This window comes from Pseudomonas sp. Pseusp11 (assembly GCF_047304405.1).
In the GTDB taxonomy this organism is placed as follows: Bacteria; Pseudomonadota; Gammaproteobacteria; order Pseudomonadales; family Pseudomonadaceae; genus Aquipseudomonas.
The window spans coordinates 38,351-62,776 of sequence record NZ_JBGLZF010000030.1; the positions used below are offsets into that span (position 1 = coordinate 38,351).

Below are 24,426 nucleotides of genomic sequence, written 5' to 3' on the forward strand. Positions count from 1 at the left end.
CGGGACCGCGTTCACTTGGGAATGGAATGTGCTCGCAAAGATCGCAGCCTCGCTTCGCTCGACAGCTCCTACGGTGCACCGGCATCTGTAGGAGCTGTCGAGCGAAGCGAGGCTGCGATCTTTTGATCTTCTCGGGATATAGTGCCGCGCGGGTTTTGTTATGGAGACATCCCATTGCGTATCGTTTTTCTATTCTTCGCCACACTATTGAGCTTCGGCGCCCAGGCGACGCCGGGCGATGTGGCGACGCTGGATCGCAGCACCTGGCCTGAGCAGCTCAGCAACCCGACCCTGTTCGACGTTGCCTCCCGGGCCGAAATCCTCATGTTCGCCCGCGTCCTGCTCGCCAGCGAATCGCTCGATGAAGCGAGCCTGGCTCAACGCCTGGGCCTGCGCACCGTCAATCTGGAGTCGGTCAACCAGCTGCGCCAGCGCATGTGGCAGCGGTTGCTGAGCAACTACAACTTCGCCCAGCAGAGTTGCGATCAGGATGCCTCTTTCTGTTTCCTGGTCGAGGACATGGATACCTTGCGAGAGCAAGCCGCCAAGTTTCAGATCAGCGACGACAGCTACTACATCAAGTGGGCCGAGCCGAGCCGGCTGTTCCACGCCCAGTACCTGGACGAGCAATTGCGCAAGGCCGCGCTGTTCCCGCAGACCAGCAGCGAAGTCGATCGTTTTGGCGACTATGAGCGCAATGGCGATGCCATGCATGACCGCCTGTTCCTGCTGACTTTCGACAGCGCCGCCAATGCCGCGCCAGATAACACTGCCTGGGTCACCGAGTACCTGCGCAAATCGAACATGAGCGCTACGTTCTTCGTCCTCGGCAAGGACATCCAGGCCCGTCTGGCTGAACGTTCGGTGACCAGCCTGCAAGGGACCTATTCGCAGCAATGCGTTGGTGTGCAGGGTTGGGAGTTCCGTTCCCACAGCTACTGGCAAGACTGGCAGGACTCGGTACGGCGCAGCGCCGAGCTGGTCAAGGGCAAGCTGCCGGAGAATTACGTGCCGCTGTTTCGTCCGCCCGATGGCCAGCGTCGGTCCGATGCTGAAGGCTTCTTCAGGTCTCAGGGTTTGCAGGTGGCATTGTGGGACATCGATGCCCAGGACGGCGCCGGCAAGCTCAAGGGCAGCCAGAGTGCGCAACGGGTGCTGACCCTGATGCTGTTGTGGCGGCACGGGGTGATCAACTTCAATGTGAAGCAGGACGCGCTGAAAACCGCGATGCCCTGGCTCATCACGCAAACGGCGCCAAGCGGGATCGGTTGGGAAAACTGTCAGGACGCGTTTCGCTGAAACGGGGAAAGCCCGTAAACATTAGGGCAGGGACGTTTTTGGAGGAGATTTCGATGCAGGCGGACTTCCGACTTTAGCGGGGTGCTGGCAGTCCGCCAAGTGCTATTGGTCATTCTGAAAAATAAACTTCAAAAAAACGTCAAAGTGCTTTTTTCTGTCATGTGTTTTGGAGTATTACGAAGACAGACCGCCGAAACCTGCAACACAGGTGGCGTCTTCCAAGACTCCGTTTGGGTTGCAATCACTTGAGTCTGAGCAGGTGATTTCGGTGGCCACTTCGAGGCGCAGCACTGTCATGGTATTGCGTCGACTGGCTCCCACAAAGGTGACCGAGTATGGATGATCACGGACGTAGCCCTTCCAACCAGCCAATCCTTTATGTACTCGATACCAACGTATTGATTCACGATCCAAACGCCCTGCTTAACTTCGAAGAACACCACGTCGCGATCCCGATGACCGTGCTTGAAGAGCTGGACAAGCTCAAGAGCGGGCCTCATAGCGTTGCAGCGGAATGCCGTCAGGCCATTCGGCTGATCGACAAGACCCTGGGCGATGCCAGCCCCGAAGACGTCGAACTCGGCGTTCCGATCCAGCGTGGCAAGGGTGGGCCCAAGGGCTTGCTGTCAATTCTGATGAGCAAGCGTGCCGAGCCGAACATCATTCTGCCCGAGCACCTGAACGACAACATCATCATCAACCAGCTGATCGACTTGCGCGCGCGTGATGCAAAACTGCCCGTGGTGCTGGTCACAAAAGATATCAACATGCGCCTCAAGGCTCGGGCTTGTGGGATCGCGGCCGAGGACTACAGTACCGACCAACTGGTCGACGACGTTTCGTTGCTGCCCAACGGTTATCACAACATGACCGGCTCCTTCTGGGACCGGGTGAGTAAAGTCGAAACCCGGCAGGATCATGGTCGCACCTGGCATCAGGTGCAGCTGATCGACAACCTGCCTGCCGTGCACGTCAACGAGTTCATCATCGACGAACAAGGCTTTGTCGGCTGGATCAAGGAAATCCAGGTCGACAAGCTGTTGATCCTCGACCTGCATCAGGAGCCTCTGTTGCACCAGGAAGCCTGGGGCCTGAAACCGCGTGACATCTATCAAAGCCTGGCGCTGTACGCCTTGCTCGATCCGGACATTCATCTGGTCAACCTGTCCGGCGCGGCCGGTTCCGGCAAAACCATCCTGGCCCTGGCGGCGGCCATCGAGCAGACCATGGTCAGCAAGCGCTACCGGCGCATCATTGCCACTCGCAGCGTGCAGGGGCTCGATCAGGAAATCGGTTTCCTGCCCGGCACCGAAGCGGAAAAGATGGAGCCTTGGCTGGGCGCCATCACCGACAACCTCGAAGCCTTGCACATGGATGACGAAAACACCCATGGCAGCGTCGACTACATCCTCAGCAAAGTGCCGTTGCAGTTCAAATCCCTCAACTACATTCGAGGCCGTAGCTTCCAGCAGAGTCTGATCCTGATCGATGAATGCCAGAACCTCACGCCGCACCAGATGAAAACCATCATCACCCGTGCTGGCGCCGGTTCCAAAGTGGTGTGCCTGGGCAACCTGGCGCAGATCGACACCCCTTACCTGTCCGCGACCAGCTCCGGGCTGACGTACCTGACCGAACGCTTCAAAGACTTCCCCAACGGTGTACACATCACCCTGCAAGGGGTGCCACGTTCGATTCTGGCCGAATACGCCGAATCGCATCTGTAACCCTCACCACAGAACCGGGCGACCTCAAAGTCGCCCGGTTTTTTTGTGCTCGACAAAAAATCCTGTGGGAGCGTGATTCGATAATCGTGCGTGCGGAAAATTGACCCGCAGGTTTACAATCGATGCTCCTGATCAGGAGTAACGCTGTGCTGACTCATCTCGATTCCCAAGGTCGCGCCAATATGGTCGACGTCACCGAAAAAGCCGTGACGTTCCGCGAAGCGACGGCCCAAGCGCTGGTGCGCATGCTGCCCGAAACCCTGCAGTTGATCGTCAGCGGCGGCCATCCCAAGGGTGATGTGTTCGCCGTGGCGCGGATCGCCGGTATCCAGGCGGCGAAGAAAACCAGCGATCTGATTCCTCTGTGCCATCCGTTGATGCTCACCGGTGTCAAGGTCGAACTCAGTGCCGAAGGCGACGACACCGTGCGCATCGTGGCTCGCTGCAAGTTGTCCGGGCAGACCGGCGTCGAGATGGAAGCGCTGACCGCCGCCAGTGTCGCGGCGTTGACCATCTATGACATGTGCAAGGCCGTGGACCGCGGCATGACCATCGAGAGCGTGCGGCTGCTGGAAAAACTCGGCGGCAAGAGCGGCCATTTCCAGGCGGAGCTGCCATGAACGTGACCGTGAAGTTTTTTGCCCGTTACCGTGAGGCGCTCGGCGTGGATTCGGTGAAGGTTGAAGGTGATTTCGCCACGGTCGACGATGTGCGTGCGCTGCTGGCCAAACGTGAAGGCGCCGAGGTGTTGAGCGAGCAGAACCTGATGTGCGCCCGTAATGAAGACCTCTGTCAGCTCGATGAGCCGGTCGGCGATGGCGATGAAGTGGCTTTCTTTCCAACCGTGACCGGGGGCTGAGCCATGGCGATTCGTGTGCAGCCCACGCCGTTCGACCCGGGCGCTGAAGTCAACGCCATGCACGCGGCCAATGTGGGCGTCGGTGCGGTGGTGAGTTTTGTCGGCTACGTACGCGACTTCAATGACGGCCTCGACGTCGCCGGGATGTTTCTGGAGCACTACCCGGGCATGACCGAAAAAGCCCTGGGCAAGATTGCCGCGGAGGCCGAGCAGCGCTGGCCGCTGTTGAAGCTGGAAGTGCTGCATCGCATCGGCGCGCTCGAGCCGGGCGAGCCGATCGTCTTCGTCGGTGCCGCCAGCGCCCACCGTCAGGCAGCGTTCGATGCCTGCGCCTTTGTCATGGACTACCTGAAAACCCGCGCGCCATTCTGGAAGAAAGAAAACACCAGTGATGGCGCGCGCTGGGTTGAAGGGCGTGACAGCGATCATGCGGCGGCGGATCGCTGGAAGCAGTAATTCCTCTAGTGCTTTCGAATACGCCTTCGCGGTCAGACTTGTCCGCGAAGAGGCCTTCTGCATCACCCAAAAATCCACTGATTCCCCTCCCGACCAGAGGCTGGAAGATCTGTATGCGCCCGATTGACGCTTAATACATAAAAGTCCAGTATGGATTTATAAGTACAAAAAAGGCGTTCCCTGTTTCAGCTTTTTCTTCTGTCTTGCCAAACCAACAACAACCCGCGAGAGAACGAACATGAAGAAATTCCCCCTCATCACCGGTCTGGCCCTGAGCCTGTTGGCGTGCAGTAGCGTGTTCGCTGCCGAGAAAAGCCTGCGTATCGGTATTGAAGCGGCTTATCCGCCGTTCGCGTCCAAAACCGACAAAGGTGAAATTGTCGGTTTCGACTACGACATCGGCAACGCCCTGTGCGCGCAGATGAAGGTCAAGTGTGTATGGGTCGAAGGCGAATTCGACGGTCTGATTCCTTCCCTCAAAGTGAAGAAAATCGACATGGCGCTGTCGTCCATGACCATCAATGAAGACCGTAAGAAGTCGGTGGATTTCACCCACAAGTACTACTTCACCTCATCGCGACTGGTGATGAAGGAAGGCGCGGCGGTCGATGACCAGTACGCCAGCCTCAAGGGCAAGACAGTCGGCGTACAACGCGCAACCACTACCGACCGTTACGCCACCGAGGTTTTCGAACCGAAGGGCATCAACGTCAAGCGTTACGGCAACAACGAAGAAATCTACATGGACCTGGCTGCCGGTCGCCTCGATGCCATTTTTGCCGACACCATTCCATTGAATGATTTCCTGTCCATGCCGCGTGGCAAGGGTTACGCCTTTGTCGGGCCGGAACTCAAGGATCCGAAATACGTGGGAGAGGGCGCCGGGATTGCCGTGCGCAAGGGCAACACCGAGTTGGTCAGTGAACTGAACGCGGCCATCGACGGCATTCGCGCCAATGGCGAATACCAGAAGATTTCGGAGAAGTACTTCAAGTCCGACATCTACGGCGATTGATCGGAAAAAGATCGCAGCCTTCGGCAGCTCCTAAAGAGGACCACATTCCTCTGTAGGAGCTGGCGCAGCCTGCGATCTTTTGATTTTCAGCCCTTCAATTCCTTCAAATGCTTGTACACCGTCGCCCGGCCCATGTTCAGCACATTGGCCACGTAGTTGGAGGCGCTTTTGCCTTTGAAGGCGCCTTCGGCGTGCAGCGCCAGCACCAGTTCGCGTTTGTGGTCGCGGGTCAGCACATTCAGGCTCAACTGGCGCTCGCGCAGCCAGGCATGCAGAAAAGTGTTGATCCGTTCCTGCCAGTCATCGCGAAACAGTGAATCCGGTTGCGGAATCAGCTTGGTCGGCGACAGGAACAAATCCAGCGCCGCTTTCGCGTTCTCGAACAACGAGATATTCAGGTTGATGCACAGCACTGCCAGCGGTTGCCCTTCGCTGTCGCGCAGCACGCTGCTGAGGCTGCGAATCTTCTGGCCGTCCCAGTTGAGCTTTTCGTACGGCCCGATGTTTCGTTCACTGACCTCTTCGCTGAGCATGTCCTCCAGCGACGAATCGTCTCCAATTTCCCGTTTGGACAGGTTGTTGGCTATGTAGTCGACCTTTTGTGTGCGCAGGTCGTGCAGCACCACCTCGGCGTGAGGGAAGAACAACGTGGCGATGGCATCGGCAATCGCGCGGAAGTTGTCCATGGACACATTGTCCAGGGCCGAGTTTTTTTCAGGTGCGTTCATACAGTGGAGCTCCAGGCCAGCGTCAGTGCCCCTTTAAAAAGGGGCACTGGAAGTTTGCCGCAATCGTGTGGGCACGTCACCTGAGGATCAGGATCAACCCAGGCGGGCGGGGGAGAGCATCGCGGCGTCCAGACCGAAACGGGTGAGCTGTTCGGGCAAGGTTTCGCCGCGTACCAGTGCAGCACTGGCCTGGCCCATGGCCGGTGACGTCTGGATGCCGTAGCCACCTTGTCCCGCCACCCAGAACAGGCCCGGTACGCGTTGATCGAAGCCGGACAGCAAATCCCCGTCGTGCACGAAACTGCGCAAGCCGGCCCAGATGCGGGTCGGGCGGCGGATGGTCAGGGTGGTGGCCTCTTCGATCTGGTAGATGCCCATGGCGATGTCCAGTTCTTCGGGCTGCACGTCGTGCGGCTCCACCGGGTCGGCGTTGGCCGGTGAGCCGAGGAACATGCCGGCGTCGGGTTTCATGTAGAACGATTCATCGAGACTGACCAGCATTGGCCAGTCATGGCTATCCAGGCCCTCGGGGCCGGCGAAGATAAAGGCTGCCCGGCGCTTGGGTTGCAGGCCCAGAGGCTGTGCGCCGGCCAGCTCGCCAACCTTGTCGGCCCAGGCGCCGGCGGCGTTGATGATGATCGGAGCGCTGAAGGTCTGAGTGGCGGTTTTAACCTGCCATAGCCCTTCGGTATCCCGGGCCAGGCTCAGCACTTCACTGTCGGTATGCACCTCGCCTTTATTGCGCCGGATACCGCGCAGATAGCCTTGATGCAGGGCATCGGTATCGATGTCGCTGGCGGTCGGGTCGTAGATCGCGCCATGGACTTTTTCCCGACGCAGGATCGGCAGGCGCGCGCAGGCTTCGTCGGCGCTGAGCAGTTGCATCTGCGGCACGGTGGCTTTGGCGCTCAGGTATTGATTGTTCAGCTCGGCGGCATCGCCAGTGAAGTCGACGGTCATCTCACCACGCGGGGTCAGCAACGGGTGTTCGCAGAAACCGGGCGGTGGTGCATCGAAGAAATCGCGGCTGGCCAGGGTCAATGCCCGAACCTGGGGCGTGCCGTAGGCGGCGGTGTAGAGCGCCGCCGAGCGTCCGGTGGAGTGATAGGCCGGATGGGATTCGCGCTCGAGCACAATCACCCGTCCGTGCTGCGACAGCCAGAAGCCGGTGGAAGCACCGGCAATCCCGCCGCCGATAATGATGAAATCTGCCTGGCTCATGAACGTCTCCTGATGGGGCGTAAATGCCGAAATTGTTGGGGATCCCTGTGGGAACGGGTGTTAGCCCAGTAGGCGGTAAATGGCATTGGCCAGTGCGATGTCTTCCAGGCCCAGGCCGATAGAGCGGAAAAACACAGGTCGGTCGTAATCCGGGCGCTGCACTTTTCCGCTGAGCAAGTCGGGCAGGTCGCCGACTATCGAGCGCTTGTCCCAGCCATGCTGTTCACCGGCGATCAGCATTTCGCCGGCCGAGCCCGGGGTGGTCTGGCGATAGTCGCAGAATACCTGCATGTCATTGAGGCTCTGCGGCGGCACTTCGTGGGCTCGCGGAGCATTGGTGCTGATGGACGTGATCAGTGCCGGTTTGCTCAACATGGACGGGTCGATCACCGGGCCGGCGGACGAAGTACAAAGCATGATCACATCGGCGTCTTGAATCGCGGTTTCGCAACTGTCGGCGAGGGTCAGCCGTGGATCGAGGCTTTCGAGTTGCGCCAGCACTTCGGTGTTCTTGCCGCGCAGGCTCGGCGAATACAGGCTGATGCTTTGCCAGTCTCGCAGGTTCTTCACATAGTGCAGGTGCGCCTGGGCCACCTTGCCGCTGCCGATGATTGCCAGGCGTTGGGCCTTGAGCGGGGCGAGGGCATCGACCGCCACCGCCGTCGTCGCTGCGGTGCGTGCCGTGGTCAGTTCACCGGCATCGCAGAGCAGCAGCGGCTGGCCGGTCTGCATCGACATCAACAGCGTCCAGGCGGTCACCAATGGGCCTTGCTCACGCACGATGTAGGGCGATGTCTTGACGCCATACACGCCGTCTTCGGCCAGCACGCCCAAGTAGTTGATGAAGTCCCCGGCACCTTTCGGGAACTCCACTAACTGCTGCGCCGGTTGCACGGCTTGCCCGGCGGCCAGGTCGCGGAACAGCTTGCGCAGGATCTGCGGCACGTCGACTTGCGCCAGCAGTTCGCGGGCCTGGGGTTGGGTAATCACGTAAGGCGTGCTGGGCATGGTCGGCTCCGGGCGCTGAAAGTAAACTAATTTGTCCATTATGGACTTTTAGTTGTCTCGAGCAAGCTCCTGTTGAAAAAACCGGACGAAAAAAAAGCGCAGTCCGTTTCCGGCTGCGCCTTTTATTCTGCGGCCCGCGTTACGGGCGCTTGCGCTCAACCGCCCGCAGCAGATGCGTCGGTGGCGTTTCACAACTGATCTTGCGACCCAGCAGCGCCTCGATGGACGGTAGCTGGTAGGAATCGTCTTCACCGGCAAAGCTGATGGACACGCCATCGGCGCCGGCACGACCGGTACGACCGATGCGATGCACGTAGTCGTCCGGGACTTCCGGCAGGGTGAAGTTGATCACGTGGCTGATGCCGTCGATGTGAATGCCGCGACCGGCCACATCGGTGGCGACCAGCACGCGGATCTTGCCTTCGCGGAAACCTTCCAGGGTCTTGATGCGCTTGTGCTGCGGCACATCGCCAGACAGTTGCGCCGCGTTGACGCCATCGCGCACCAGGCGTTCTTCGATGCGCCGCACTTCGTCCTTGCGGTTGGCGAAGACCATCACCCGTTCCCAGCCGTTATCGTTGACCAGGTTATAGAGCAGTTTGTATTTGTCGGCGCCGGCCACCGCGTAGATGTGTTGCTCGACGTTTTCGCTGGCCACGTTCTGCGCTTCGATCTCGACGATCGACGGGTCGGTGGTCCATTGCTTGGCCAGGTTCATCACGTCGTCGGTGAAGGTCGCGGAGAACAGCAGCGTCTGACGCTCGTTCTTCGGTGGAGTCTGGCGAATGATCTGACGCACTTGCGGGATGAAACCCATGTCGAGCATCCGGTCGGCTTCGTCCAGCACCATGACTTCGACCATGTCCAGGTGCACGTCGCCGCGCTGGTTGAAGTCGAGCAAGCGGCCCGGAGTGGCCACGAGGATGTCGCAGTGACGGGCTTCGAGGTGCTTGAGCTGCTTGTCGAAGTCCATTCCGCCGACAAACGTCATGACGTTGAGGCCGGTGTACTTGGTCAGGTCGGCCGCGTCCTTGGCGATTTGCACTACCAGTTCCCGGGTCGGGGCGATGATCAGTGCTCGCGGTTCACCCATGTAGCGTTCTTTGGGCGGCGGGGTTTGCAGCAGCTGCGTGATGATCGAAATCAGGAACGCGGCGGTTTTGCCGGTACCGGTCTGGGCGCGACCGATGGCGTCTTTGCCCGCGAGGGTGAAGCCAAGCACCTGCGCCTGGATCGGCGTGCAATAAGGAAAGCCCAGGTCCTGAATAGCGTGCATCAGCTCCGGGGCGAGTTTGAAATCGTGGAAGCGGGTTTTGCCTTCCTGGGGTTCGACGACGAAGTCTTCGAGTTTCCAGGGGATGACCGGCGCCTTTGGCTTCGGTTCGCGGCGTGGTTTTGCCGGTTTCGGGGCTTCGCTGCGCGGCTGTTCAGAGGCAATGGCCGGAGCAGAGGGGGCGGTCGGTGTGGTCACCGGCTCGTGTTTCGGTGCCGCTACGGTTGCGGTCCGGCCAGGCTGATTACCGTCGGTACGGTGGCTGGGGGTATGAGAAGGAGCGCTGGAGCCTGGCGCGAGCTGCTCAGCCTCGCTTTTACCGAACATTTTCTTGAGTGCTTTGAGCACGGTCATCTCATCAATTGGTTAAGGAATGTACGCCGGCCAGTGTAATGCAAGAATCGGGCGCGGCGTAGTGCGATGGATCAAAGGGTAGCTTTTAGCGCAAACGCTCGGCGAGCCAGACGCCGATGTCGCGAATTTCTTCGGGTAACACTTCGTGGCCCATTGGGTATTCCTGCCATGTCACGGTGACACCATGCTGCTTTAAATACTCGTAGGCGGTCCGGCCCATGGAGTTTTGCACGACGTCATCATACTGACCATGCAACGACAACACGGGAATGCGCTGCTGGCTGGCGGAAAGCTCCAGTTCATCGCTGAATGTCGGGGCATAAGTCGAGAGCGCAAGCACGCCACCCAGCGGTCCCTGCCATTTCAGGAAGGCTGTGTGCAAAACCACGGCGCCGCCCTGGGAAAAACCGGCGAGAAAGATCCGCGAGGCGTCTATTCCGCTGGCCTTCTGCACTTCAATCAATTCCACGACCCGTTGCGCGGACTCCTCCAACTGCTCGCGGCTGATGGCGCGTGCCGGGCTCATGGCCAATATGTCGTACCAGCTTGGCATCTCGTAGCCACCATTAATGGTGACGGCGCGAGTCGGGGCCTGGGGCAAAACGAAACGGGTAGTGAGCAGGTTTTCCTGTAGCGCTTCGGCTACCGGCAAAAAGTCGTAGCGGTCGGCACCCAGCCCGTGCAGCCAGATTACGCAGGCGTCTGCGGGCTTGACGGGTTGAAGAATCAGGGGCTCGGTCATGTCTGCTCCATTGTTGTGCGTGCGCTCTCATTGTGTGCGAGGTTCGAGTGCGCAATCGGTTAATCAGTTAAGAAGATGTCGCAAGGTTGAAAGTTTTGCTATTGACCTCTCACTGAAACGCTTAAGCGAGCGGTCTGGTACGGGCTTTGCTATGGGGAACCCTGTGCAACCAATCTCATGCCTGGCGGTAACACTATCAGTGTATGGCTGGTCGTGGGATAGCAAAGAATCCGGTGATGGATGTTCGCCAGTGGCCGCTACGGGCTTCGCGAACGTGAAAGGGCTACAGCCCGTTCGGCCGATTGGTGAGAAGTGAGTTGTCCATAATGTGGATTTTCTCCTACTAGACTCATAGCGACGGTCCTTACGTCGGTTGACCCTAAAAAAAGCCAACAAGGGTCAGCAACGCCTCAAAAGGGTGCGACAGGGCTCAAGCTCCGACACAACAAGAGCAAAACTGGAGGTTTGAATGAAGATGTTGAAATCCACCCTGGCCATCGTGACTGCAGCTGCAGTGCTCGGTGTCAGTGGGTTCGCTCAGGCGGGTGCAACCCTGGATGCAGTGCAGAAGAAAGGTTTTGTACAGTGCGGTGTGAGTGACGGTTTGCCGGGTTTCTCGGTTCCGGACTCTACCGGCAAGATCGTTGGCATCGATGCTGACTTCTGCCGTGCTGTCGCTGCTGCAGTGTTTGGTGATGCGACCAAGGTCAAATTCAGCCAGTTGAATGCCAAGGAGCGTTTCACTGCTCTGCAATCCGGCGAAATCGACATGCTGTCGCGCAACTCCACCATGACCAGCTCCCGTGATGCGGGCATGGGCCTGAAGTTTCCTGGCTTCATCACCTATTACGACGGCGTAGGCTTCCTGGCCAACAGCAAGCTGGGCGTGAAAAGTGCCAAGGAATTGGATGGCGCGACCATCTGTATTCAAGCCGGTACCACCACCGAGCTGAACGTGTCCGACTACTTCCGCGCCAACGGCCTGAAGTACACCCCGATCACCTTCGACACTTCCGATGAAAGCGCCAAGTCGCTGGAATCCGGTCGTTGCGACGTACTGACCTCCGACAAGTCCCAGTTGTATGCACAGCGCAGCAAACTGGCCTCGCCGAAAGATTACATCGTGCTGCCTGAAACCATCTCCAAAGAGCCTTTGGGGCCGGTCGTGCGTAATGGCGACGATGAGTGGCTGGCAATCGTTCGTTGGGTTGGCTACGCGATGCTCAACGCCGAAGAGGCCGGTATCTCTTCGAAAAACGTCGAGGCAGAAGCCAAGTCGACCAAGAACCCGGACGTTGCTCGTCTGCTGGGCGCCGACGGTGAGTACGGCAAGGATCTGAAGCTGCCGAAAGACTGGGTGGTGAAAATCGTCAAGCAAGTCGGTAACTACGGCGAAGTCTTTGAGAAAAACCTCGGCAAGGGCACTCCGCTGGAAATCGACCGTGGCTTGAACGCCCTGTGGACCAACGGCGGCATTCAATACGCACCACCAGTGCGCTGATGGTTCTATCACCCGGTGGGCCAACCACCGGGTGATGTTCTGTTCCATTATTTCCGGGGCACTTCATGCAAAATTCAATCGGCGCACCAAAGCAGAGGTTCAGCCTCAGCGATCCGCGAGTGCGTGCGTGGCTGTTTCAGATCATTACGGTTCTCGCCGTGGTCGGAATGGGTTGGTACCTGTTCGACAACACTCAAACCAACCTGCAACACCGGGGCATTACCTCCGGTTTTAGTTTTCTTGAGCGCAGCGCCGGTTTCGGCATCGCTCAGCACCTGATCGACTACACCGAATCGGACAGTTATGCCCGGGTGTTTGTCATCGGCCTGCTCAACACCTTGCTGGTGACGTTCATCGGCGTGATCCTGGCGACGATCCTCGGTTTCATCGTCGGTGTGGCACGACTGTCGAAGAACTGGATCATTGCCAAGATGGCGACGGTTTATGTCGAGGTCTTCCGTAACATTCCGCCGTTGCTGCAAATCCTGTTCTGGTACTTCGCGGTGTTCCTCACCATGCCAGGGCCGCGCAATAGCCATAACTTCGGCGACACCTTCTTCGTCAGCAGCCGCGGCCTGAACATGCCGGCAGCGTTGATAGCGAACGGTTTCTGGCCGTTTGTGGCGAGCATCGTCGTGGCCATTGTCGCGATCGTGCTGATGTGCCGGTGGGCCAACAAGCGTTTCGAAGAGACCGGCGTACCGTTCCACAAGTTCTGGGTAGGCCTGGCGATGTTTCTGGTCATTCCTGCGTTGTGCGCATTGATCTTCGGCGCGCCGCTGCATTGGGAAATGCCACAGCTGCAAGGTTTCAACTTTGTAGGCGGCTGGGTGCTGATCCCTGAACTGCTGGCACTGACCCTGGCCCTGACGGTGTACACCGCGGCGTTCATCGCCGAAATCGTGCGTTCGGGCATCAAGTCGGTCAGCCACGGCCAGACCGAAGCGGCTCACTCGCTGGGGCTGCGCAACGGTCCGACCCTGCGCAAGGTGATCATCCCGCAAGCCCTGCGCGTGATTATTCCGCCGCTGACCAGCCAATACCTGAACCTGGCGAAAAACTCCTCGCTGGCGGCCGGTATCGGTTATCCGGAGATGGTGTCGTTGTTTGCCGGTACGGTGCTGAACCAGACCGGACAGGCGATCGAAGTCATTGCCATCACCATGAGCGTGTACCTGGCGATCAGTATCAGCATTTCCCTGCTGATGAACTGGTACAACAAGCGCATTGCGCTGATCGAGCGGTAAGGAAGAGCGCATGACGACTCATACTTTCAAACCCGACATGCCTCCACCGAGCAGTAGCATCGGTGTTGTGGCGTGGATGCGGGCGCACATGTTTTCCAGCTGGATCAACACCCTGCTGACGCTGTTCGCGTTCTATCTGATTTACCTGATAGTTCCGCCTCTCGTGAGCTGGGCGATCCTCGACGCCAATTGGGTCGGCACCACCCGCGCCGATTGCACCAAGGCCGGCGCCTGCTGGGTGTTCATTGAGCAGCGCTTCGGCCAGTTCATGTATGGCTACTATCCGGTGGATTTGCGCTGGCGCGTGGACCTGACCGTGTGGTTGGCGGTGATTGGCGTAGCGCCGTTGTTCATCGCACGTGTTCCGCACAAGGCAATCTACGGCCTGAGCTTTCTGGTGCTCTATCCGGTCATTGCCTACCTCCTGCTGCACGGTGGTGTATTCGGTCTGAGCCAGGTGGCGACCAGCCAGTGGGGCGGCCTGATGCTGACCCTGGTGATCGCTACCGTCGGTATCGTCGGCGCACTGCCGCTGGGTATCGTGCTGGCCCTGGGCCGTCGTTCGAACATGCCGGCGATTCGGGTGGTCTGCGTGACCTTCATCGAGTTCTGGCGCGGTGTGCCGTTGATCACGGTGCTGTTCATGTCGTCGGTGATGTTGCCGTTGTTCCTGCCCGAAGGCATGAACTTCGACAAATTGCTGCGGGCGTTGATCGGCGTGATCCTGTTCCAGTCGGCCTACATCGCCGAGGTGGTACGTGGCGGTCTGCAAGCGATCCCTAAAGGTCAGTACGAAGCGGCTGCGGCAATGGGCCTCGGTTACTGGCGCAGCATGGGCCTGGTGATTTTGCCGCAAGCCCTGAAGCTGGTAATCCCTGGCATCGTCAACACCTTCATTGCGCTGTTCAAGGACACGAGCCTGGTGATCATCATCGGCCTGTTCGACTTGCTCAACAGCGTCAAGCAAGCCGCCGCCGACCCGAAATGGCTGGGCATGGCCACAGAAGGCTATGTGTTCGCGGCCCTGGTGTTCTGGATTTTCTGTTTTGGTATGTCCCGCTATTCCATGCATTTGGAACGCAAGCTGGACACTGGCCACAAGCGTTAGGAGCGTAGTTTATGAGTGAAGCGATCAAACAGCCTGTGAGTCCTCAAGGCATTATTCAGATGCAGGGCGTAAACAAGTGGTACGGCCAGTTCCACGTGTTGAAAGACATCAACCTGAACGTCAAGCAGGGCGAGCGTATCGTGCTGTGCGGCCCGTCGGGTTCCGGCAAATCCACCACCATCCGTTGCCTCAATCGCCTGGAAGAACACCAGCAAGGCCGCATCGTGGTCGATGGAGTGGAACTGACCAACGACCTCAAGCAGATCGAAGCGATCCGCCGTGAAGTCGGCATGGTGTTCCAGCACTTCAACCTGTTCCCGCACCTGACCATTCTGCAGAACTGCACCCTGGCGCCGATGTGGGTACGCAAGATGCCAAAGCGCAAGGCCGAAGAAATCGCCATGCATTACCTGGAACGCGTACGCATTCCGGAGCAGGCGCATAAATACCCGGGGCAGTTGTCCGGTGGTCAGCAACAGCGTGTGGCGATTGCCCGTGCCCTGTGCATGAAACCGAAAATCATGCTGTTCGACGAACCGACGTCGGCACTTGACCCGGAGATGGTGAAAGAGGTTCTGGACACCATGATCGGCCTGGCCGAAGACGGCATGACCATGCTCTGCGTGACCCACGAAATGGGCTTCGCCCGTACCGTGGCCAACCGCGTGATCTTCATGGATAAGGGTGAAATCGTCGAACAGGCTGCGCCGAACGACTTCTTCGACAACCCGCAGAACGAGCGGACGAAGTTGTTCCTGAGCCAGATCCTGCATTGATAGACGCTTGGCAGTGAAATAAACCCGGACTCTGTTCCGGGTTTTTTTTGCTCCAATGAAACGCTCCACCTGCTGACCGCGAACCCTGTAGGAGCCGGCTTGCTGGCGATGGCGGCATACCAGACGCCACCGAGTATCCCGGCTATAGCCATTTGGCATCCCACAATGGGTAATCGTGCACACGTGTGACAAGCCCCGCACGCAATGGATTGGCAACGATGTATCGGGCGACCGCTTGCAGATCCGCTTCACGGCGAATCGCGCGATCATGGAAACCTCTCTGCCATACCATCCCTCTGCGCTCCAGTCGCGCGTTTACCGCCCGCGCGCTGCGCGATTTGGTTGCCAGCACCAACGCCGACAACGAGTTGTTCTTCAGTTCGACCAGCCAATGAAAATGGTCGGGCATCACCACCCAGGCGAGGGAATCGACCCATTCTTCTGTCTGCGCCTGACGAAAGTGGTCTACCACCAGACGTCCTGCCCGCCAGTCAGTAAAAAACGGGGTGCGATTCCAGGTGACAGCTGTCAGCAGGTAGGTTTGGCCGGTTTGGGAATAACGTCCGGCGCGTAAGCGATTGGCATGGGGAAGATCGGGCATTCCATTGCCCTCCTGTGTTTTGAGAGAAACAGAAGGCTAGTACGCAATAGTGAGGGGCATTGCCAAAGTTCAGTTCTGAATGTGTCGGTACGATCGCCATCGCCAGCAAGCCGGCTCCTACAGGGTTTGCGTGAGCCCGTTGCCTTGTCGGACGAAGCTGACTAGCATGTCAGAAAATTCATCCTATGATTGGATGAAAGGGTGAATCCTATGTCAGATATTTCTCCATTAATTAAACGATCCTTGGTCGATCAGGCCCTGGACCAACTGCGCCTGCGCATTAATCAAGGTGTCTGGACGGTCGGCCAGCGTTTGCCCACCGAGCCGGAATTGGCGACTGAGCTGGGCATCAGTCGCAACACCGTGCGCGAAGCCATGCGCGTGTTGGCGTTTTCCGGGTTGATCGAGATCCGCCAGGGTGACGGCAGTTATCTGCGGGCGGTAGTCGATCCTTTGGATACGATGAAGGCGCTGTCCCGCTGCTCTCAGGAACAGGCTCGGGAAACCCGGCACATTCTTGAAGTCGAAGCCATCGGTCTGGCTGCATTACGCCGCACCGATGAAGACCTGGTGGCGTTGCGCGAAGCGCTGGGCGTCAGTGGCAGTCACTACCACGGCGACCTCGACACCTACATCGCCTGCGACCTGGTGTTTCACCGTCGTCTGGTAGACGCGGCGCACAACCCGACTCTCAGTGAGCTGTATCGCTACTTCTCCAGCATCGTCGGCGCACAGTTGCGTCAGACCCTGAACATCACCCCCCGACGCCAGGCGGTGTTCGACCTGCATATCGAACTGCTCGATGCCGTCGAACAACGTGATCCGGATCGGGCCAAAGCCCTGACGAGACAGTTGATCAATGAACCTTGAAACCGAGAACCCGATGTCCAGTCAGCAGGCCAGCCACAGCCGCATCACTGAGCTCAAGCGTACGGCGGAGCTCGAAGAGCTGTTGATCGACGCCGAGGCCGATGATGCAGAGGTTCAGCAAAGTCACCCGCTCCTGCGGCGCCCGTGGCTGTTGTTGCTGGGGCTGATTCTGGTGGCGCTGAACTTGCGTCCGGCGCTGTCGAGCATGGCGCCGATGCTCAGCGAGGTCTCGAAAACACTGGGGCTATCGGCTGCCCAGGCCGGTTTGCTGACCACCTTGCCGGTGCTTTGCCTCGGTCTGTTCGCGCCGTTGGCGCCGGTGCTTGCGCGACGTTTTGGTGCCGAGCGGGTGGTGTTGGGGATTCTCCTGATGCTGGCCGGCGGGATCATTTTGCGCAGCTCGTTCGGCGAGGTCGGCCTGTTCGCCGGCAGCGTGCTGGCCGGCGCCAGCATCGGGGTGATCGGCGTGTTGCTGCCCGGCATCGTCAAGCGCGACTTCCCGAAACAGGCCGGCACCATGACCGGCGTCTACACCATGGCGCTGTGCCTGGGCGCGGCCATGGCGGCCGGCGCGACCGTGCCGTTGAGCGAACATTTCGACAAGAGTTGGGCGCTGGGCCTCGGCTTCTGGGTGGTTCCGGCCTTGGTCGCAGCCATGTTCTGGCTGCCGCAAGTCGGTCAGAAACACGGCGCACATAACGTTGCCTATCGGGTCCGAGGCCTGTTGCGCGATCCGCTGGCCTGGCAAGTGACCTTGTACATGGGCCTGCAATCGTCTCTGGCCTACATCGTATTCGGTTGGCTACCGTCGATTCTGATCGGTCGCGGTCTGACGCCAACCCAGGCCGGTCTGGTGCTGTCGGGTTCGGTGATTGTCCAGTTGATCAGCTCGCTGGCGGCGCCGTGGCTGGCGACCCGTGGCAAGGATCAGCGGCTGGCGATTGTGATCGTCATGGCAATGACCCTCGGCGGCTTGTTCGGTTGCCTTTATGCGCCGATCGACGGCCTGTGGGGCTGGGCAATCCTGCTGGGACTGGGGCAGGGCGCTACGTTCAGCCTGGCATTGACCCTGATCGTGTTGCGCTCGCGGGATGCTCATGTCGCGGCCAATCTGTCGAGCATGGCACAGGGCTTCGGCTACACCCTGGCATCCATGGGGCCGTTCGCAGTCGGTGTGGTGCATGACTGGACCGGCGGCTGGACAGCGCTGGGCTGGATCTTCGGTGTCATCGGCCTCGGCGCGATCATCGCCGGCCTCGGTGCCGGGCGTTCGCTGTACGTGCAGGTCGAAAGCGAAAAGATCTGATTCGCACACACTGTCGGTATTCGGGGGGCGAATGCTGATGGTGTTTCGTCCGTTTGCAGATTATCGTACTGGCAATCTGCCTATTTTCCGGAGCCTGCCCATGAGTGACGCCCACGACGCCTTGATCACCCGGTTCTATCAAGCCTTCCAGCGGCTTGATGCCGAGGCCATGAGCGCCTGCTATACCGACGACGTGGTGTTCAGTGATCCGGCGTTCGGCGAACTGCGCGGGCGCGATGCCGGCGATATGTGGCGCATGCTCACTACCCGCGCCAAGGACTTCTCCCTGACCTTCGATAACGTACGCAGCGATGAGCGCACCGGCGGCGCCCATTGGGTGGCGACGTACCTGTTCAGTCAGACTGGCAATATCGTGGTCAATGACATTCAGGCGCGTTTCGTGTTTCGCGACGGCAAGATCTGCGAGCACCACGACAGTTTTGATCTGTGGCGCTGGTCGCGTCAGGCGCTGGGTTTCAAAGGGCTGCTGTTGGGCTGGACGCCAGTGGTAAGAAACGCCGTGCGTGCTCAGGCCTTGAAGGGCCTGAAGGCATTCCAGGCCAGTCGCTGATAAGATCGCGGCTTGTTTCCTATCAAGCCTTGATCGTCACGTGAACACCCTCAGCGAAGTCCCTGTCGACGCCGATACGCCAGTGAGCAAACCCTGGTTCGTCTATCTCGTTCGCGCGGCCAATGGTTCGCTCTACTGCGGGATCAGCGACGATCCCGTTCGCCGCTTCGCCACTCACCAAAGTGGCAAAGGTGCGCGCTTCTTCCTGTCCAGCCCGGCCGTGGCGCTGGTCTATACCGAAGCTTGCCGCGACAAAAGCGAAGCGCTGCGTCAGGAGCGCTTAATCAAAAAACTCAAGAAAAGCGCCAAGGAATGTCTGGTGGCGAGTGCTATGCAATCGGTGTAGGTCATTTGTTTTCGGGGGTGTCAGCTCTTTCTGAGAAGGCGCGGATGGGGCACGCAGGGAAAATGCCGTAAAAGTTGATCCGCTCTCGGGGGCTTTGGCAGGCACGTTGCGGGGTGACCGGATGAGGTAGCAAATGAGTTGACATGCCTGTCATCTTTATCAAGAATGAGAACAAGAGCGCGAAATCTGCTGCCTTGCAGGGCTTTAGCAGACGTAGGTACCTCAGCGATGCTGCAACATCGGTGTAAGGTGAGACCTCTTCATCCCATTTCCTGAGGATGCCAATATCAGGATTCAAATTCAAAGGGCAGCCTCACAGCTGCCCTTTTTCTTTGTCTTCGAGAACGTAACGCTTGTAGAGAAGCTCTCCTTGTCGATGCTTGTTCATGGCCCTCGCTGGGGCATGCATAAAGTTCCACATGACGTGCCCATCTCTGACATTCACAACGACGAGCATGTCATTTTTGGCCTCGTAAGCGTTGATGAACGCCAAGCGGTATGCACTGTTGTCATAAAGTACTCTCCATACTTCGAACGGCCCCGTCAGTGTATCCAGTGCATGTCGAACGTAACGCTCACGAGAGTCGGGGCGTTTTTCGACAATGTGAGCCAGTTTGTCTCTCATGATCGCCACATTTCCTATCGGGGTCACAATCGTGACTGCCAGCAGGGCTTCATCAACAAATCCGAAGTGAGCCAAGAGGATTTGTAGTGCTCCCTCCTCATCATCAGCCCTCTTCACCTCTTCGATCGGGGCTGAGCGAAGCTCCCTTGCCAGCGTCCTCAGGTCGGGCAATGCAAGATCGATCCAAGTCTGTTGGCCTGTTGCTTCTTTAATCAATGGCGCAACATTCACGAGCATGCGCAGCGATCCTTCGTTGTTTTCATTATTTGTCGCAATGTTACCTTGTGATCATGGAGGGCTCAGGCCGAAGAAAACGTTTTTCCACATCGAAAGGTAACGACGTATTGCGAGATCGGAGTGTTGTCTATCACTTCAGCCCAGGGCTCTTGGCTGAAGTGCTCAATCCGAATGCGATAGCCGAAGTGTATGGACACTTGATGAACTGAAAGAAGATCAAGTGGATATGAATGACTTAGAAAACACTACGGCCTGGGTATTTAAAGGGGCTGTAGCCATAATTAAAAATGAGGCTTACGTAATGTCCGAGTTGATTCTGCATCATTACCCGACGTCCCCTTTCGCCGAAAAGGCCCGCTTGTTGCTGGGCTTCAAGGGGTTGTCCTGGCGCTCTGTGATGATCTCGCCGGTGATGCCAAAACCCGACCTGACGGCCCTGACCGGCGGCTACCGCAAGACGCCGGTGTTGCAGATCGGTGCCGATGTCTATTGCGACACCGCGTTGATCGCTCGTCGTCTGGAGCAGGAAAAAGCTTCACCGGCGTTTTTCCCGGAAGGCCAGGAAATGGTCACGGCGACCTTTGCGGCGTGGGCCGATTCGGTGGTGTTCCAGCATGCGGTCAGCCTGGTGTTCCAGCCAGAATCGGTAGCGGTGCGCTTCGGCAAATTGTCGCCGGAAGCGATCAAGGCATTCCTGGCCGATCGCGCCGGTTTGTTCAGCGGTGGCAGTGCCACACGGTTGTCGGCCGAGCAGGCCCGGCATCAGTGGCCAACGATCATGGCGCGTCTGGAGCAGCAGCTTCAGCGCGAGCAGGGGGATTTCCTGTTCGGTGAACCGTCGATTGCCGACTTTGCCCTGGCTCACTCGCTGTGGTTCCTCAAGGCGACGCACGTGACGTCACCGTTGGTGGATGCTTATCCGGCCGTTTTGGCGTGGTTTGGCCGTGTGATGGGTTTTGGTCATGGCGCGTTCAGCGAGATGACGGCCGAGCAAGCGCTGGAAATTGCCCGCAATGCCACACCGGCCGCATTGCCGGATGAGCAGTTCGATGAGCCGAACGGCTTCGAGGTTGGCCAGCAGGTGGTGATTGCAGCGACCGATTACGGGGTTGATCCGGTGGCGGGGGAATTGCTGTTTGCCGGCAGCGAGGAATTGATTCTGCGCCGTGAAGACGAGCGGGCCGGTGTGGTGCATGTGCACTTTCCGCGGTTCGGGTTTCGTATCGAAGCGTGTTGATCTGCTCTGAAAAGCTTTGGTGATAGCAAGCGCAAAAGATCGCAGCCTTCGGCAGCTCCTACGCAGGATCGGTGTGAACTCTGTAGGAGCTGCCGAAGGCTGCGATCTTTTGATTTTAAGGGTTACTTCAACGCCGCAAGCACCTGGTCCGGGTCATACCCGCGAATCAGCGTCCCGTTCACATCGATCAGCGGAATCCCGCGTCCCCCCAGCGCCTCGTAGGCTTTGCGCGCCACGGCATCCTTCTCGATATCGAATTCCTTGTACGGAATGCCTTTCTGATCGAGGAAGCGTCGGGTCAGCTTGCAGTAGCCGCACCAGTCAGTGGCGTAGAGCACGACGTTGGCTTTGGCCTGGGTCTGTTCGGACACCACCTGCGAGGGGTGAATTACCCGCTCGATCTTGCCCCAGTTCTGGTAAACCACAACCACCAGCAGGATCAGCAGGAATTTTTTCAACACGCCGCCGAGCATCAGTTGCGTCGCTTGAGCTGGTCGGTCAGTTGGGTCGGCAGGCCCTTGATGATCAGCGTGCCGGCCTCCTCGTCGTATTCGATCTTCGAGCCCAGCAGGTGCGCTTCGAAGCTGATCGACAGGCCTTCGGCGCGGCCAGTGAAGCGGCGGAACTGGTTCAGGGTACGCTTGTCCGCCGGGATCTCCGGGGACAGGCCGTAGTCCTTGTTGCGGATGTGATCGTAGAAGGCTTTCGGGCGATCTTCGTCGATCAGTCCGGACAACTCTTCCAGGCCCATGGGCTCGCCCATTTTGGCCTGGCTGCTGGCGTAATCCACCAGGGTCTTGGTCTTCTCGCGCGCGGACTCATCCGGCAGGTCTTCGCTTTCGACGAAGTCACTGAACGCCTTGAGCAGGGTGCGGGTTTCGCCGGGGCCGTCGACGCCTTCCTGACAGCCGATGAAGTCGCGGAAGTACTCCGAAACCTTTTTGCCGTTCTTGCCTTTGATGAACGAGATGTACTGCTTGGACTGCTTGTTGTTCTGCCACTCGGAGACGTTGATCCGCGCTGCGAGGTGCAACTGGCCAAGGTCCAGATGTCGCGAAGGGGTCACGTCCAGCTGATCGGTCACCGCCACGCCTTCGCTGTGGTGCAGCAGGGCGATGGCCAGGTAATCGGTCATGCCTTGCTGGTAATGCGCGAACAGCACATGGCCACCGACCGAGAGGTTGGATTCTTCCATCAGCTTCTGCAGATGCTCGACCGCCACCCGGCTGAAGGCCGTGAAATCACGACCACCGTCGAGGTATTCCTTCAGCCAGCCGCTGAATGGAAACGCACCGGACTCCGGATGGAACAGCCCCCAGGCTTTGCCCTGTTTGGCGTTATAGCTTTCGTTCAGGTCGGCGAGCATGTTCTCGATGGCCGCGGACTCAGCCAGTTCAGAGTCGCGGGCGTGAAGAACTGCGGGTGTGCCGTCGGGTTTTTTGTCGATCAGGTGGACGATGCAATGACGGATCGGCATGGGCTTCTCGGCTGATTGAAGAGAGGAGGGCGTGCTCCCCCGAAAAAGCGCCCAGTGTACCGCAACCACTGGTTTTGGCGTGGTCCGAAGGGCAATTCGAAGCTGTCCGGCGACCCTAATGTGATTTTTTCCCGATTTAGAGCAATAAAGCTGACCAAATGGGTAGCTAGAGGCGGATATTTCCCCGTCTCTGTGCTAGTTTTGCCCGGTCTTACGCGAAGTCACTGCGTTAAGCGTGCATTCAGCATTTGTCAGGTCGAACCAAACCCTGATTTCGGTATCTATAACCCCGACTCGTCGTGGTTATGGCCGAGGGTGCCAGATCCAGAAGATCGGGCTCGATGGCTGACACTGCACTCTGCAATCCATATGAATTTGATAGGGAAGGAACACTACAATGGCTCTTACTAAAGACCAACTGATCGCCGACATCGCTGAAGCTATCGACGCGCCAAAAACCACCGCGCGTAACGCTCTGGACCAACTGGGCCAAATCGTTGCCGATCAGCTGGAAAACGGCGGCGAAATCACTCTGCCAGGTATCGGCAAGCTGAAAGTGACTGAGCGTCCTGCCCGTACCGGCCGCAACCCTTCGACTGGCGCTGCCATCGAAATCGCTGCCAAGAAAGTGATCAAGCTGGTTGTGGCCAAAGGCCTGACCGACGCTGTTAACAAGTAAGACTTGTTAAAAAAAACCGTGCTCCGGAGCAATCCGGGCACGGTTTTTTTGTGCCTGCGATTCAGCGATTGATCAGGCTCAATCGCTGTCTCGGTTGTTACTCAGCTTTTACGGGCCCAGCGTTCGCGCCAGACCTGTTGCTCGGATTTGGTCTGGAAGGTCCAGGCGACGAAACGGCTTTGCTTCTGCCCTTGGGACATTTCCACGACCTGGCTTTCCAATACGCCGGCCTTTTTCAGCGCCGTCTGGATCGCCGGCAGGTTCGAGGCTTTCGAGACCAGGGTACTGAACCAAAGCACTTTGTGTTGAAAGTGCGCGCTCTCGGCGATCAGTTGCGTCACAAACCGTGCCTCGCCACCTTCACACCACAGTTCGGCCGATTGCCCGCCAAAGTTCAGCACCGGCAGTTTGCGTTTTGGGTCGGCGCGGCCCAGCGCGCGCCATTTACGCACGCTACCCTTGGTCGCCTCGTCCATCGAGGCATGGAACGGCGGGTTGCACATCGTCAGGTCAAAGCGTTCGCCGGGTTCGAGCAAGCCCAGCAGAATGTGCTTGGGATTAGTTTGCTGGCGTAGCTGGATGGCTTTGTTCAGCCCGTTGGACTGCACGATGGCTTTGGCCGAGGCTACGGCTATCGGGTCGATTTCCGAGCCCAGGAAGTGCCAGCGGTAGTCGCTGTAGCCGATCAACGGATAGACGCAGTTGGCGCCCATGCCGATATCGAGCACCTTGACTGGCGCGCCGCGAGGGATTTCGCCGTCGTTGACGCTGGCCAGCAGGTCGGCCAGGAAGTGCACGTAGTCGGCACGGCCCGGAACCGGCGGGCACAGGTAGTCGGCCGGGATGTCCCAATGGGCGATACCGTAGAACGCCTTGAGCAGCGCCCGGTTGAACACTCGCACCGCGTCCGGGCTGGCGAAGTCGATGCTCTCCTTGCCGTACGGATTGATGATCACGAACTTCGCCAGCTCCGGCGTGGTCTTGATCAGCGCCGGGAAGTCGTAACGACCCTGATGGCGATTGCGCGGGTGCAGGCTGGCCTTCTCGCGTGGCTCCACGGCTTTGGCCGGGGTCGCGGGTTTAGGCTTTTTGCGCGCAGGTTTGGGTGTGCTGGGGGCGGTCATGGGCGAGGTCGATTCGGGTATGGCTAAAAGTGGCGGGTA

At 58.7% G+C, this 24,426-nt stretch carries 26 protein-coding genes; 16 read left to right on the plus strand and 10 right to left on the minus strand.

Features of this window, described 5'->3' with window-relative positions; genetic code table 11:
• Nucleotides 1-174 precede the first annotated feature (174 nt).
• The 6 genes from ACCC96_RS22000 (at nucleotide 175) to ACCC96_RS22025 (ending at nucleotide 5,356) form a co-directional block, all read left to right on the plus strand.
• Nucleotides 175-1,299, plus strand: coding sequence for a polysaccharide deacetylase family protein (locus ACCC96_RS22000; protein WP_413696890.1), 1,125 nt, complete (start codon nucleotides 175-177; stop codon nucleotides 1,297-1,299).
• 335 nt (nucleotides 1,300-1,634) lie between these two features.
• Nucleotides 1,635-3,026, plus strand: a complete 1,392-nt coding sequence (locus ACCC96_RS22005; protein ID WP_018927120.1) for a PhoH family protein — start codon at nucleotides 1,635-1,637, stop codon at nucleotides 3,024-3,026.
• Between the two features lie 146 nt (nucleotides 3,027-3,172).
• Nucleotides 3,173-3,646: a cyclic pyranopterin monophosphate synthase MoaC gene (gene moaC / locus ACCC96_RS22010; RefSeq protein ID WP_413696891.1), complete on the plus strand. Its 474-nt coding sequence runs from the start codon at nucleotides 3,173-3,175 to the stop codon at nucleotides 3,644-3,646.
• Nucleotides 3,643-3,885, plus strand: a complete 243-nt coding sequence (moaD, locus tag ACCC96_RS22015; RefSeq protein WP_413696892.1) for a molybdopterin converting factor subunit 1 — start codon at nucleotides 3,643-3,645, stop codon at nucleotides 3,883-3,885. The genes moaC and moaD overlap by 4 nt, the downstream gene beginning before the upstream one ends.
• 3 nt (nucleotides 3,886-3,888) lie before the next feature.
• Nucleotides 3,889-4,341 (plus strand): molybdopterin synthase catalytic subunit MoaE, encoded by a 453-nt coding sequence (gene moaE / locus ACCC96_RS22020; protein WP_018927117.1) that lies wholly within the window; start codon nucleotides 3,889-3,891, stop codon nucleotides 4,339-4,341.
• A 238-nt stretch (nucleotides 4,342-4,579) separates the two neighbouring features.
• Nucleotides 4,580-5,356 (plus strand): ABC transporter substrate-binding protein, encoded by a 777-nt coding sequence (locus tag ACCC96_RS22025; protein ID WP_349745729.1) that lies wholly within the window; start codon nucleotides 4,580-4,582, stop codon nucleotides 5,354-5,356.
• 86 nt (nucleotides 5,357-5,442) lie between these two features.
• Here the strand turns inward: ACCC96_RS22025 and ACCC96_RS22030 are convergent, their stop codons facing one another.
• The 5 genes from ACCC96_RS22030 to ACCC96_RS22050 all read right to left on the minus strand — a co-directional run bounded on the left by ACCC96_RS22030 (nucleotide 5,443) and on the right by ACCC96_RS22050 (nucleotide 10,682).
• A complete protein-coding gene (locus ACCC96_RS22030; RefSeq protein WP_018927115.1) occupies nucleotides 5,443-6,084 on the minus strand; it encodes a transcriptional regulator in 642 nt (213 codons plus the stop codon).
• 93 nt (nucleotides 6,085-6,177) lie between these two features.
• On the minus strand, nucleotides 6,178-7,305 hold the full coding sequence (locus tag ACCC96_RS22035) for an NAD(P)/FAD-dependent oxidoreductase (RefSeq protein ID WP_413696893.1): 1,128 nt from the start codon (nucleotides 7,303-7,305) through the stop codon (nucleotides 6,178-6,180).
• A gap of 60 nt (nucleotides 7,306-7,365) precedes the next feature.
• Entirely contained in the window at nucleotides 7,366-8,313 is a 948-nt protein-coding gene (locus ACCC96_RS22040) for an ornithine cyclodeaminase family protein (RefSeq protein WP_413696894.1), read from the minus strand.
• Between the two features lie 139 nt (nucleotides 8,314-8,452).
• Complete coding sequence (gene rhlB / locus ACCC96_RS22045; protein ID WP_018927112.1) at nucleotides 8,453-9,940, minus strand: ATP-dependent RNA helicase RhlB; 1,488 nt, start codon at nucleotides 9,938-9,940, stop codon at nucleotides 8,453-8,455.
• A gap of 85 nt (nucleotides 9,941-10,025) precedes the next feature.
• On the minus strand, nucleotides 10,026-10,682 hold the full coding sequence (locus tag ACCC96_RS22050) for an alpha/beta hydrolase (RefSeq protein ID WP_413696895.1): 657 nt from the start codon (nucleotides 10,680-10,682) through the stop codon (nucleotides 10,026-10,028).
• Nucleotides 10,683-11,151: 469 nt separating this feature from the next.
• Here ACCC96_RS22050 and ACCC96_RS22055 point away from each other — a divergent pair, with 469 nt between their 5' ends.
• From ACCC96_RS22055 to ACCC96_RS22070, 4 genes are all read left to right on the plus strand, one after another.
• The gene (locus tag ACCC96_RS22055) at nucleotides 11,152-12,183 is read left to right on the plus strand and encodes an amino acid ABC transporter substrate-binding protein (protein WP_019647733.1); all 1,032 of its coding nucleotides are present in this window, start codon (nucleotides 11,152-11,154) and stop codon (nucleotides 12,181-12,183) included.
• Nucleotides 12,184-12,248: 65 nt separating this feature from the next.
• The gene (locus tag ACCC96_RS22060; protein WP_018927109.1) at nucleotides 12,249-13,430 is read left to right on the plus strand and encodes an amino acid ABC transporter permease; all 1,182 of its coding nucleotides are present in this window, start codon (nucleotides 12,249-12,251) and stop codon (nucleotides 13,428-13,430) included.
• A 10-nt stretch (nucleotides 13,431-13,440) separates the two neighbouring features.
• Entirely contained in the window at nucleotides 13,441-14,538 is a 1,098-nt protein-coding gene (locus ACCC96_RS22065) for an amino acid ABC transporter permease (protein WP_019647734.1), read from the plus strand.
• 11 nt (nucleotides 14,539-14,549) lie between these two features.
• The gene (locus tag ACCC96_RS22070) at nucleotides 14,550-15,314 is read left to right on the plus strand and encodes an amino acid ABC transporter ATP-binding protein (RefSeq protein ID WP_007936266.1); all 765 of its coding nucleotides are present in this window, start codon (nucleotides 14,550-14,552) and stop codon (nucleotides 15,312-15,314) included.
• Between the two features lie 142 nt (nucleotides 15,315-15,456).
• Here ACCC96_RS22070 and ACCC96_RS22075 read toward each other — a convergent pair whose 3' ends face one another.
• On the minus strand, nucleotides 15,457-15,915 hold the full coding sequence (locus tag ACCC96_RS22075; protein WP_413696896.1) for an REP-associated tyrosine transposase: 459 nt from the start codon (nucleotides 15,913-15,915) through the stop codon (nucleotides 15,457-15,459).
• 210 nt (nucleotides 15,916-16,125) lie between these two features.
• Here ACCC96_RS22075 and ACCC96_RS22080 point away from each other — a divergent pair, with 210 nt between their 5' ends.
• From ACCC96_RS22080 to ACCC96_RS22095, 4 genes are all read left to right on the plus strand, one after another.
• Nucleotides 16,126-16,785, plus strand: coding sequence for a FadR/GntR family transcriptional regulator (locus ACCC96_RS22080; RefSeq protein WP_026345664.1), 660 nt, complete (start codon nucleotides 16,126-16,128; stop codon nucleotides 16,783-16,785).
• Nucleotides 16,775-18,091, plus strand: a complete 1,317-nt coding sequence (locus ACCC96_RS22085) for a CynX/NimT family MFS transporter (protein ID WP_413696897.1) — start codon at nucleotides 16,775-16,777, stop codon at nucleotides 18,089-18,091. Before ACCC96_RS22080 ends, ACCC96_RS22085 begins: the two co-directional genes overlap by 11 nt.
• A gap of 100 nt (nucleotides 18,092-18,191) precedes the next feature.
• Nucleotides 18,192-18,662: a nuclear transport factor 2 family protein gene (locus ACCC96_RS22090; protein WP_086944862.1), complete on the plus strand. Its 471-nt coding sequence runs from the start codon at nucleotides 18,192-18,194 to the stop codon at nucleotides 18,660-18,662.
• A 40-nt stretch (nucleotides 18,663-18,702) separates the two neighbouring features.
• Complete coding sequence (locus tag ACCC96_RS22095; protein ID WP_413696898.1) at nucleotides 18,703-19,008, plus strand: GIY-YIG nuclease family protein; 306 nt, start codon at nucleotides 18,703-18,705, stop codon at nucleotides 19,006-19,008.
• A 313-nt stretch (nucleotides 19,009-19,321) separates the two neighbouring features.
• On the opposite strand, the gene ACCC96_RS22100 is transcribed toward ACCC96_RS22095, so the two are convergent.
• Nucleotides 19,322-19,870: a PBECR2 nuclease fold domain-containing protein gene (locus tag ACCC96_RS22100; RefSeq protein ID WP_413696899.1), complete on the minus strand. Its 549-nt coding sequence runs from the start codon at nucleotides 19,868-19,870 to the stop codon at nucleotides 19,322-19,324.
• Between the two features lie 301 nt (nucleotides 19,871-20,171).
• Between ACCC96_RS22100 and ACCC96_RS22105 the strand changes: the two genes are divergently transcribed.
• On the plus strand, nucleotides 20,172-21,107 hold the full coding sequence (locus tag ACCC96_RS22105; RefSeq protein WP_413696900.1) for a glutathione S-transferase family protein: 936 nt from the start codon (nucleotides 20,172-20,174) through the stop codon (nucleotides 21,105-21,107).
• A gap of 122 nt (nucleotides 21,108-21,229) precedes the next feature.
• On the opposite strand, the gene ACCC96_RS22110 is transcribed toward ACCC96_RS22105, so the two are convergent.
• Together ACCC96_RS22110 and yejK are read right to left on the minus strand one after the other, a co-directional pair.
• On the minus strand, nucleotides 21,230-21,580 hold the full coding sequence (locus ACCC96_RS22110) for a glutaredoxin family protein (RefSeq protein WP_413696901.1): 351 nt from the start codon (nucleotides 21,578-21,580) through the stop codon (nucleotides 21,230-21,232).
• On the minus strand, nucleotides 21,580-22,584 hold the full coding sequence (yejK, locus tag ACCC96_RS22115; protein WP_413696902.1) for a nucleoid-associated protein YejK: 1,005 nt from the start codon (nucleotides 22,582-22,584) through the stop codon (nucleotides 21,580-21,582). Before yejK ends, ACCC96_RS22110 begins: the two co-directional genes overlap by 1 nt.
• Before the next feature lie 397 nt (nucleotides 22,585-22,981).
• Here yejK and ACCC96_RS22120 point away from each other — a divergent pair, with 397 nt between their 5' ends.
• Nucleotides 22,982-23,263 (plus strand): HU family DNA-binding protein, encoded by a 282-nt coding sequence (locus ACCC96_RS22120; protein ID WP_007905514.1) that lies wholly within the window; start codon nucleotides 22,982-22,984, stop codon nucleotides 23,261-23,263.
• A gap of 101 nt (nucleotides 23,264-23,364) precedes the next feature.
• On the opposite strand, the gene rlmF is transcribed toward ACCC96_RS22120, so the two are convergent.
• Complete coding sequence (gene rlmF / locus ACCC96_RS22125; RefSeq protein WP_028940334.1) at nucleotides 23,365-24,387, minus strand: 23S rRNA (adenine(1618)-N(6))-methyltransferase RlmF; 1,023 nt, start codon at nucleotides 24,385-24,387, stop codon at nucleotides 23,365-23,367.
• Between the last annotated feature and the right edge of the window lie 39 nt (nucleotides 24,388-24,426).